Below are 8,512 nucleotides of genomic sequence, written 5' to 3' on the forward strand. Positions count from 1 at the left end.
CGTGCTCACCGGGTCTGTTTTCCGGCCTCGGCCCCGTCGCCCTGCTCGCTGTGCGCCGCGAACGTCTGCTCCCACGCCTCGAACGAGGTGATCCGTCCGAGCGCGTCCTTGTACTGGGCGCTGAGCTTGTGCCAGTCGCGCAGCAGGGCCGCGTGCAGGCGCGCGCTCTCGGCCAGCATGAGCCGCAGCTGCCTCGGATCGCGCTGGTACCAGGACGCGCCGGTGCCCTCGGCGTTGGACACGACGGCGGAATCGTACTGGGACAGCCGCCACCATTTGTTGTCCTGGTGGGCGATGTTCGCCTGGGGACGCTGCCGCGAGGACGCCGCCACGGGTTTGGTCAACTGGTTCACGACCGTCTTCGCGGCCCACGGGATCAGGGTCGCGTATGACGGACGGCTGACGCCGTGGCCGTGCCGCGGTGGCTTGTCCATGCGCGGCGCCGGGAAGAAGTCCGGATCCGAGTTGACCTGGGAGTCCGGGTATTCGGCCATCATGGAACGGATCGCCGGCAGCTTGGCGGGCAGCAGGTCGTGGAGCTGGTCTGGTCCGGCCAACAGGTCCTTCAACGCCATGTTGCGCCCACGCGCCGTGGCGTACTGCATGGAGATCAGGTGCTTCACGTCGAAGTATGCCGACTCGCGCACGACCTTCCCGCCATACGAGTACGGGCTGTGCACCAGGGCCGCGATGAGTCGGTTTCTTGCGTGGAAGTAGGCCTGCCAGCCGACCAGGTCGTCCTTGTCGATCCACGACACGTGCCACACGGCCGCACCGGGCAGGGATACCGTTGGGTACCCGGCCGCCTTGGCCCGCAGCCCGTATTCGGCGTCGTCCCACTTGATGAACACCGGCAGCGAGAGGCCGATCTCGCGGATGACCACGGTGGGGATGAGGCACATCCACCACCCGTTGTAGTCGACGTCGCAGCGCCGGTGCAGCCACCCGGTCTGGCGCAGGTTGGCGGCGAGGAAGTCGTGCCCCAGCGTAGAGTTCTCGTTGGGCAGGTCTGGCTGGAACCGGTACGGGTTCACGATCTCGCCGAACGTGTGCAACACGGTGCGGTTGTACAGGTCGAACATGTGCCCGCCGACGATGGTCGGCTTCTTGCACAGGTCCGCGAACGTCAGCAGGCGGATGATGCTCTCCGGCTCGACGACGACGTCATCGTCCATCAGCAGCGCGTAGTCACTGCCGTTGCGCGTGGCCTCGTACATCCCCCGGGCGAAGCCGCCGGAACCGCCCAGGTTGTCCTGGTTGATCACGCGGAGCTTGCCGGCCAGCAACGCGGCCACCTCGTCGAATCCGTCCGCATCGGCCACCTTCTCCGTGCCCTGGTCCACCAGGATGAGCTCACGGACGTGCTCAAGCGCGTCGGGATTCTCGGCGAGCAGGCGCAGGTTGTTGATGCAGAACTCGGTCTTGTTCAGCGTCGTGATCTCCAGCGTCACCGAGCCGGGGTTCCGCGCCGCGCCCTCGGCCTGCCACTGCGCCTCCTCAAGGACTAACTCCTCCGAACCGGCCACCAGGTCGAACCAGTACCAGCCGCCGTCGCCGAACGGCTTCAGCGACAGCTCGAACGTGCTCGTCACGGTGCCGTCGACACGGGCGGAGTCAACACGCTGCAGGGCGCCACGCGCATTGGATTTGTACACGATCACGGCACCCGGCCCGGTGGTGCGCACGGACAGCCGGATGGCATCGACGGTGGTCCAGCGCCGCCAATAGCTGGCCGGGAACGCGTTGAAATAGGTGCCAAACGACACCCGGTCACCGCTGCGGACGGACGTGGAGAACCGGGACAGGAAGTCTTCGACGTGCACCTCCTTCAGCGGGCCGCTGACCGTCTTGGGCCTGGGCCTCTCGGCCCGGCCCTCATCGACGGCCGTGGGCAGTTGGACGCCCGTCGCGCTGCCGGTGTCCAGGTACAGGGGAGCCGTGTCCATCTGGCTTTGCGCCGGCAGGATCACCCGCTGCAGCGTGCGCCACGTGCGCGCGTCCGCCACGGCCGGCCCTGTTTCGGTCTTCATTGCCACGCTCATGCGTCCACTCCTCCGCTTTCCAGCTTTGCCCCGCCGGTGAAGTGCGGCTGGATCAGATTGTCGAACATGCTCAGGGCCGACCCGATGGCCATGTGCATGTCCAGGTACTTGTAGGTGCCCAGGCGCCCACCGAACAGCACCGACTTCTCGCCCTTGGCCAGGTCGCGATACGCCAGCAGTTTCGCCCGGTCGTCGGCCGTGTTGACCGGGTAGTACGGTTCGTCGCCCTTGTTGGCGAACCGGGAGAATTCGCGCATGATGACGGTCGCCTCGGTCGTGTAGTCGCGTTCCGGGTGGAAGTGGCGGAATTCGTGGATGCGCGTGTACGGCACGGCCTCGTCGGGGTAGTTCATCACCGAGCAGCCCTGGAAATCCCCGACCGGCAGGACCTCCTCCTCGAGGTCGATGGTGCGCCACGACAGGTCGCCCTCAGCGTAGTCGAAGTACCTGTCCACGGGGCCGGTGTAGATGACCGGGACCTGGCCCAGCACGGAATTGCGGCCAAACTCGCCGTCGTCGAAGAAGTCCGTGTTCAGGATGACCTCGATGTTCGGGTGGTCCGCCATCCGCTCGATCCACGCCGTGTAACCGTCCGCCGGAAGGCCCTCGTGCGTGTCGTTGAAGTAGCGGTTGTCGTACGTGTAGCGCACGGGCAGCCGGGAGATGATCGACGCGGGCAGGTCCTTCGGATCCGTCTGCCACTGCTTGCCGGTGTAGTGCTTGATGAATGCCTCGTACAGGGGCCGGCCGATCAGCGAGATGCCCTTGTCGTTCAGGTTCGCCGGGTCCGTGCCGGCCAGTTCGCCGGCCTGTTCCTGAATGAGCGCGCGCGCCTCGGCCGGGCCCATGGACGCGCGGAAGAACTGGTTGATGGTGCCCAGGTTGATGGGCATCGGGTACACCTCGCCCTGGTGGGACGTGTACACCTTGTGCTGGTAGTTCGTGAAGCTCGTGAAGCGGTTCACGTACTCCCACACGCGCTCGTTCGAGGTGTGGAACAGGTGCGCGCCGTAGCGGTGTACCTCGATCCCGGTCTGCGCCTCATTCTCACTGTAGGCGTTGCCGCCGATGTGGTGGCGGCGGTCCAGGACGGCGACCTTCAAACCCAGCTCGGTGGCGGCACGCTCTGCAATGGTCAGGCCGAAGAAACCCGAGCCGACGACGACGAGGTCAGCGTTCACAAACTCTCCTGTATTTTTGGAAGGGCACTGTTGCGCGGGCACACGAAGTCCCAACTCTACGGTCTTAGGTTACCCGACTGTTATCTGCTCCTTCCGCGCGGCCCCTATGACTCGCGGCACCCTGTCCCACCCTCGTCCTGCACAGCCGGCCGGCCCGCCGACGCATTGCACAGCGCACGACGACGGTCTTGGCGCGCGCTGCCGGCGCACCTACGCTCGACTCCACTACCCGTGGGATGAGGGGCTATGCAGCTGGATGTGACGCTGGTGCCGGGACCCGGCGCACCGGGGTTTGAGGCGGTCGAGATCACCGTGTCCGCGACGTCCGCCCACCCGTGCCCGGGGACCGTCGTGGCGGCGGCGCTGGCGGCCCGCTGGCCGGGTGTCGAGTTCTCGGCCGCAGGCCGCGCAGTGGCGGATCTCACATGCGGCGTCCCGCCCCTGTGCGCCGGCGCCGTGCTCGTGGCCGGCCGGCGCCCCGTTGGCCGCGCCGGCCGCCGGCCGGGTCCGCCGCCGCCAACGGGTGCCGGGGCGCCCCTGCTGCTGGCCGTCATCTCGGGGCCCGCGTCCGGCTTCCTGTTTGCGCTGCGGCGCGGCGAATACCGGGTCGGCCGTGGCCGCGTCGACGTCTCGATCGCCGATCCGGCCCTGTCGCGCCACCACGGCACATTCGTGGTGGGCGAGCACTCCGTGCACCTGTCCGTGCCGCCCGGTGGCCGCCCCCGCACCTGCCATGTCGGCGATACCTTCCGCTGCGGCGATTCCACGCTGTCGCTGCGCCTTGCCGGCGGTGTCGAGCCCTCCCCCGGGACCGGTGCGCCGGCCGCCAAGCCCGGGCCCGTCGTCGTCCATCGCGGCCACGGCGGCCCGCGCGGCCGGTGGGGGACGGTGGCCATGGCGGGCGTACCGCTCGCCATGGGCGGCGTGTTGGCGTGGTTGACGGGGTCGTGGATGTTCCTGGCATTCGGCGCCATGTCGCTGCTGGCCGCGGTGGTGCCGCTGGCGGGTGGGCGCCGGCGCCGCTTCAGGGCCGACGTCCGGGCGGCCGCGCGGTACGACGCCGAACGGCGGATCCGGGCCGCCCCCGGCGCTGCCGACCTATGCCTGCGAGCCGCGGCCACGGACCTGCCCGCACGACCCACCCCGCCCCGGCCCGTTGCACACGTGGGCGCGGCATCCGTGCGGCTGGGGCTCGGCACCCGGCCCGCCAACGTCACCGTCGAACCGGCGGACCCATCGTTCACGGCCCCGCCGCTGGACCATGTCCCGGTCATGCTGGAGGTGGCCCCGGGGGGTGCGGACATCCTGGGGCCGCCCGGGGCGGCCGAACCGCTGCGGAACTTCATCATGATGCAGCTGGACGCGTGGGGACTCCCGTTCGTCCTTCGCGCCCCGGCCCGCTGCGTGCCGTGGGCCGCCCGGTTCCTGCCCACCTGCACGGTGGCGGTTGCCGACCCGGACACCGCCGTCCATGAACTGTGCGTGACCGGGGGCACCGCCAACCGCGGCCCCATCATCCGGTTCAATCCCGGCGTCCGCACCCCGGGCGCCGCCGTCGTCGTCCTCAACACGGACCGCACGGGCACCCTCGACGGCCTCGGGTTCAAGCCCGACGGGGTGCCGGACACGGTCCTGGACAGGTATGCACGCATCGTCGCCCCGGCCGCCCGCACCACGGGCGGGGATTTCACTCCGCTGGCCGGGGCCACCCTCCCCGGACAGGCGAGCGCCGCGGCGGTGGGCGCCGCGTGGTCCGCCGCCCGCGGCCGGTCCCTGTCCCCCGTCCGCCTGGGCAACGGCACGGACGCGCCCGTCATGTTCGACTTTCGCCGTGACGGACCGCACCTGCTCGTCGGCGGGACGACGGGCTCGGGCAAGTCCGAATTCCTGCGCACCCTGGTCGGCGCGCTGGCGCTGGCCCATTCACCGGCGGACGTGCAGTTCGTGTTCCTGGACTTCAAGGGCGGGGCCGGCCTCGGTCCGTTGCGCCAGTTCCCGCATGGCACGGCGCTTGTAACGGATCTGGACGATCACGGGATGGCCCGGACGCTGGCGTCGCTGCGGGCGGAGATCCGCACGCGCGAGAGCCTGCTCGGCCGCGCCGACGCCGCCGACCTGGACGAGTACCTGGCCGGCGGCCCGGCCGGCGCCGGACGCCCGTCCATCGCGCACCTGTTCATCGTCATCGACGAGTTCCGGGCGCTCGTGGACCAGTACCCGGACGCCATGGCCGAACTCATGCGCTGCGCGGCGGTGGGCCGGTCGCTGGGGCTGCACCTGGTCATGGCGACACAGCGGCCGCAGGGCGCCATCGGCGCGGACATCCGGGCCAATGTCACCTCATCGGTGTGCCTGCGGGTGCAATCGGCCGTCGATTCCCAGGACGTCATCGGCACGTCGGCCGCCGCCGCGATCGGGGTGTCCACGCCGGGGCGGGCCTTCCTGGCCCGGGCCGGGGAGTCGCCGGAGGAGTTCCAGGGCGCCACGCTGACGCTCCCGGCCGACGGGGCCTCGTGCACGGTCACCGTCCTGGGAACGCCTGCGGGGGCCGTGCCCGCGCCGCTTCCCGTGGACCACGGCGAGCGCCACGACGCACCGGATTCTCCGGCCGCCCCGGCCGGCGACGTGGGCGCCGTCGCCGCCTTCCTGTGGGGCGTCTGGGACACGTGGCGGGGCGATCGGGCCGGACCGCCCCCGGCGGTGCCGGTCCCCGTGATCGCGGACGCCCTGCCCGCGGCCGTGGCGCTCCCCCTGGCCGAAACCGTGGGGCCCGACCTGGAGGGCGCCCTGGTGCTCGGCCTGCTGGACGACCCGCAACACCAAGCCGTCGTCCCGCTCCTGTGGCGGCCCGCCGACGATTCCCACCTGGCCTGCATCGGGCCGGCCGGCAGCGGCGCCCCGGAGACCCTGGACATGGTCGTAGGACAGGTCACCGCCGCGGCATTGCGGGGATCCGCCGGGGCGCCGGCGGGGCTGCCGTTCGCCTATGTCCTGGACGGTGACGGCAGCCTGGCCCGGCATGCGGGCGCTCCGGGCGTGGCCAGCCACCTGGCGCCGGGGTCGCTGCGCGCCGCCGTCCGGCTGCTGCGGCGGTTGCCCGAGGTGGACCCCGGGCCGTGGCCCCTGCTGCTCGTCGTCAGCGGCTGGGGGCGGTGGATGGCGGCGTTCCGGAACAGTCCGTGGCCGTGGGCCGAGGAGGCGCTGGCCGACCTGATGCGTCGCGGCGACCGGAACGTGGTGATGGCCGTGGGCGGCGAGCGCGAGCTGGCGGGGGCGACCTGCATGGCCGCCATCCCGAACCGGCTCTACTTTCCCCGCGGTGCCAGCACCGAGTCGCGGGTTGCCTGGCCCCGGCTGCCCGGGTTTGCCCCGCTCCGGGGCCGGGCCGCCGCCGTGGGTCCCCTGTGCCGCGACGGTGACACGCCCGCCGTCGTCCAGCTCGGCACCTGGACGGACCCACCGCCGGGATCCGGGTCCGCCGTGCCCGCCGGGCGTGCCCGACCGCCCGTCGTCGTCCGCGCCCTGCGGGACCGCCTCAGCGTCGCCGAGACAATGACAACAGCGGCGGCGACGGCCGGCGGGTGGCCGGCCGACAGGTGGCCGGCCGACGGCCGCAGTGCCGGCCGGCTGTTGCTGGGCCTCGGCGGGGACGGCCTGGACCCCGTCACGACGCCCATCAGGCCGGGCAGCGTGCTGCTGGTTGTCGGGTCGCCGGGGTCGGGCCGGTCCGCGTTCCTGCGTTCGACCGCCGCGCTGAACGCGGAGGCCCGCCTGGTTCCCGACTGGCGGGGTGTGGATGCGCGGGTCATGGCATCGGTCGACGAATCGGCCGCCGTCGTCCTGGTCGACGACCTGGATCGGCTCGACCCGGCCGGCGTGGACGGCGTTCGGGCGTGGCTGGACCGGGGTGCCATGATCGTGGCCGCCGTGACAAACCCACTACCGCCGGGTGTGCGGCTCCTGGCGGCGCTGGGGGCACAGGCGCCGGATTGCGGGGTGGTGGTGCGCCCGCGCCGTCCCCAGGACGCGGATCTGTTCGGGGTGCGGCTGGACGTGGGCGAGCCGGAACCGCCCGGACGGTGCGTGCTGGTCGACCATGGCGCCCTCGAGTGGTTCCAGGCCCCGGCGCCGCCGTAGGAGAGGGAGTGCGGGGCTAGAGCACCGGGTGGTCGCCGCCGGTGCGTAGCGTGTAAGCCACGACGCGGGGCGTGAACAGCAGCACGGCCACGACGAGCGGCGGCACCAGGAACAGGATGCCCAGCAGTGGCTGCCCGCCGAACAGGGTCGGCACCGCGATGGAGAGCATGAGCAACTGCCACACGAACGCGGCGGACCGGGTCCACCGGTACCCGCGGAACAGGTTGAGGGAGACGGCGGCGAGCCCGGCGGCCAGGGCGGCCAGCAGGACGACCATGAAAATGGCCCCGCCCATCGACAAGGGCGTCTGGGTCAGCAGCCCGACGATGTACCAGACGGCGACGCCGGCCAGGGCGAGCGCCTCCAGGGCGACGACCGCGGCGGCCACGCTCACGCCGACCGGCCGCCGGGGCGCGGGCGCGTCGGCGGACGAATGCTCGGGCACGTCGCCGGACCCGTTCGACGACGGATCGGCGGCGGGTTCCTGTGGGGGCATTGACACACTGGCACCCTACCGGACATAGTCGGGAAACAGCCACGGACCCGTCCGGCGGTGTGACACATCGCTCATGGCCAGGGCCCAAGTTTCAGGCATCGACCCCTTGTTTACACAGAGTTAACATGACACGCTTAATTCAGTGACCTGAGGGGCCCGCGAGCGGCCCCTTATCTTTTGGGCCTAAACGTGAAAAGTTTCACAAACTGGCTTCATCCACCACAATGAGGAGTGATTGATCAGCATGGACTGGCGTAGTCGCGCGGCCTGCCTCGACAAGGACCCGGAGCTGTTCTTCCCCGTCGGGAACACAGGACCGGCCCTGTTGCAGATTGAGGAGGCCAAGAGCGTATGCCGCCGCTGCCAGGTCATTGACACCTGCCTGCAGTGGGCCATCGAATCCGGCCAGGACGCCGGCGTGTGGGGCGGGCTGAGCGAGGATGAGCGGCGCGCCATGAAGCGCCGCGCCGCCCGGGCCCGCCGCGCAAGCTAGCACCCGCCCTTCCACCCAACTGGTGGGCAGTTGTTNGTCGAAAATCCGCGGGTTTTCGACAACAACTGCCCACCAGTTGCTTAAGGGAGGGGTCAGTGCCGTCCGCGCGTGAGCGGCATGACAAGTTCGACGACGGTTCCCCCGCCCGGGCGCGGGCTCCAGG

At 70.9% G+C, this 8,512-nt stretch carries 5 protein-coding genes; 2 read left to right on the forward strand and 3 right to left on the reverse strand.

The window, feature by feature from the left end:
* Positions 1 to 5: 5 nt before the first annotated feature.
* Complete coding sequence (locus tag EJC77_RS00575) at positions 6 to 2,042, reverse strand: glycosyltransferase (RefSeq protein ID WP_125609621.1); 2,037 nt, start codon at positions 2,040 to 2,042, stop codon at positions 6 to 8.
* Positions 2,039 to 3,265 (reverse strand): UDP-galactopyranose mutase, encoded by a 1,227-nt coding sequence (gene glf, locus EJC77_RS00580; RefSeq protein ID WP_276309038.1) that lies wholly within the window; start codon positions 3,263 to 3,265, stop codon positions 2,039 to 2,041. Before glf ends, EJC77_RS00575 begins: the two co-directional genes overlap by 4 nt.
* Before the next feature lie 204 nt (positions 3,266 to 3,469).
* Between glf and EJC77_RS00585 the strand changes: the two genes are divergently transcribed.
* Positions 3,470 to 7,360: an FHA domain-containing protein gene (locus EJC77_RS00585; protein WP_125609623.1), complete on the forward strand. Its 3,891-nt coding sequence runs from the start codon at positions 3,470 to 3,472 to the stop codon at positions 7,358 to 7,360.
* 16 nt (positions 7,361 to 7,376) lie between these two features.
* Here the strand turns inward: EJC77_RS00585 and EJC77_RS00590 are convergent, their stop codons facing one another.
* A complete protein-coding gene (locus EJC77_RS00590) occupies positions 7,377 to 7,856 on the reverse strand; it encodes a hypothetical protein (RefSeq protein ID WP_240629604.1) in 480 nt (159 codons plus the stop codon).
* Positions 7,857 to 8,100: 244 nt separating this feature from the next.
* Between EJC77_RS00590 and EJC77_RS00595 the strand changes: the two genes are divergently transcribed.
* Positions 8,101 to 8,349: a WhiB family transcriptional regulator gene (locus tag EJC77_RS00595; RefSeq protein WP_125609624.1), complete on the forward strand. Its 249-nt coding sequence runs from the start codon at positions 8,101 to 8,103 to the stop codon at positions 8,347 to 8,349.
* Positions 8,350 to 8,512: the final 163 nt, after the last annotated feature.

This window comes from Specibacter cremeus (assembly GCF_003946885.1).
GTDB lineage: Bacteria > Actinomycetota > Actinomycetes > Actinomycetales > Micrococcaceae > Specibacter > Specibacter cremeus.

Coding starts and splice junctions, on each gene's coding strand:
- EJC77_RS00575 (WP_125609621.1), bottom strand. CDS start 2,042: ATGAGCGTGGCAATGAAGACCGAAACAGGGCCGGCCGTGGCGGACGCG.
- EJC77_RS00585 (WP_125609623.1), top strand. CDS start 3,470: ATGCAGCTGGATGTGACGCTGGTGCCGGGACCCGGCGCACCGGGGTTT.
- EJC77_RS00590 (WP_240629604.1), bottom strand. CDS start 7,856: ATGCCCCCACAGGAACCCGCCGCCGATCCGTCGTCGAACGGGTCCGGC.
- EJC77_RS00595 (WP_125609624.1), top strand. CDS start 8,101: ATGGACTGGCGTAGTCGCGCGGCCTGCCTCGACAAGGACCCGGAGCTG.